Source organism: Streptomyces calidiresistens, assembly GCF_014141525.1.
In the GTDB taxonomy this organism is placed as follows: Bacteria; Actinomycetota; Actinomycetes; order Streptomycetales; family Streptomycetaceae; genus Streptomyces; species Streptomyces calidiresistens.
The window spans coordinates 1-1,079 of the sequence record NZ_VKHS01001234.1 but is presented as its reverse complement, the minus strand read 5'-3'; the positions used below and the strand labels follow the sequence as shown (position 1 = coordinate 1,079).

At 74.8% G+C, this 1,079-nt stretch carries 2 protein-coding genes; both read left to right on the top strand.

Translation table 11 applies throughout. From position 1 onward, the window contains the following. Positions 1-126: 126 nt before the first annotated feature. A complete protein-coding gene (locus FOE67_RS26590) occupies positions 127-459 on the top strand; it encodes a YkvA family protein (RefSeq protein WP_323385575.1) in 333 nt (110 codons plus the stop codon). A gap of 76 nt (positions 460-535) precedes the next feature. Further along, the coding region (locus FOE67_RS26585; RefSeq protein WP_323385573.1) for a GNAT family N-acetyltransferase at positions 536-1,079 on the top strand (544 nt) is incomplete at its 3' end.

Below are 1,079 nucleotides of genomic sequence, written 5' to 3'. Positions count from 1 at the left end.
GCCCCGATCTCCCCCGACGGGCCCGCCGATGCCGTCGCGAACGGTCGGCCCGGCAGTACCATGGCGCGGTGGACGGCGGCCCGACCGGGGACCGCGGACGCGGGACGAGGCGAAGGGAGGCGACCCGTGGAGAACTGGGTCGTGACCCTGCTCGTGGTCCTGGGCGTGATCGCGGTCGCCACCGCGGCGGTGGCCGTCGTCCTGGTCACCAAGCTGGTGCGCGCCTACCGGACCCTGCGGGCGGTCGGCCTGAACAGCGGCGACAAATTCGCCTTCTGGGGCGCCATCGCCTACACGATCTGGCCGGTGGACCTCCTCCCCGATCCGATCTACCTGGACGACATCGGGGTGCTGCTGGCCGCGTTGACCCGACTGGGGATGTCCGCGCGCGACGCCCGGCGCAAGCGGGCGGTCGGACCCGGCCGCGAACCCTCCGCCTCCGCCCCCTCCCGGGACTGACGAACCGTCCCGGCGGGACCGGCCCGCGCGCTGTTCGGACACCGCTGACGGACACCGACGGGGAAGGGGAGGCGCCGTGGCCCGGGACACCGGCCGGATCGTCACCGCACGCCTGGCGCTGTGCCGCCCCGTGATCGGCGACATTCCCGCCCTCCTCGACCTCCACCGCGACCCCCTGGCCTGCGCGCACAACCCCTCGGACGCGCTGGCGGACCGGGAGGCGGCGATCTCCCGGTACATCGAGTGGGACCGGTGTTGGCGGGTCTTCGGCCACGGTTACCGAACCGTTCGGTTCCTCGACGACCCCACCGTGATCGGTTTCTGCGGGCTGAAGCCGAGCCGGGTCGCCGGGGTGCCCGTGCTGAACCTCTTCTACCGGTTCTTCCCCGCCCACTGGGGCCGGGGAGCGGCCTCGGAAGCGGCGGCGGCCTCGGTGCGGTGGGGAGCCGAACGGATGCCGCGGTTGCCCGTCGTGGCCCGGATCCGCCCCGCCAACACCGCCTCGCGACGGGTGGCGCTGCGGGCGGGCCTGGTCCACGTGCCGCACGCGCGGACCTCGGGACCGGACGGACCGGAGGACCTGTACGCGCCGCCCCCCGGGGGCCCGCTCACCCCCTTCC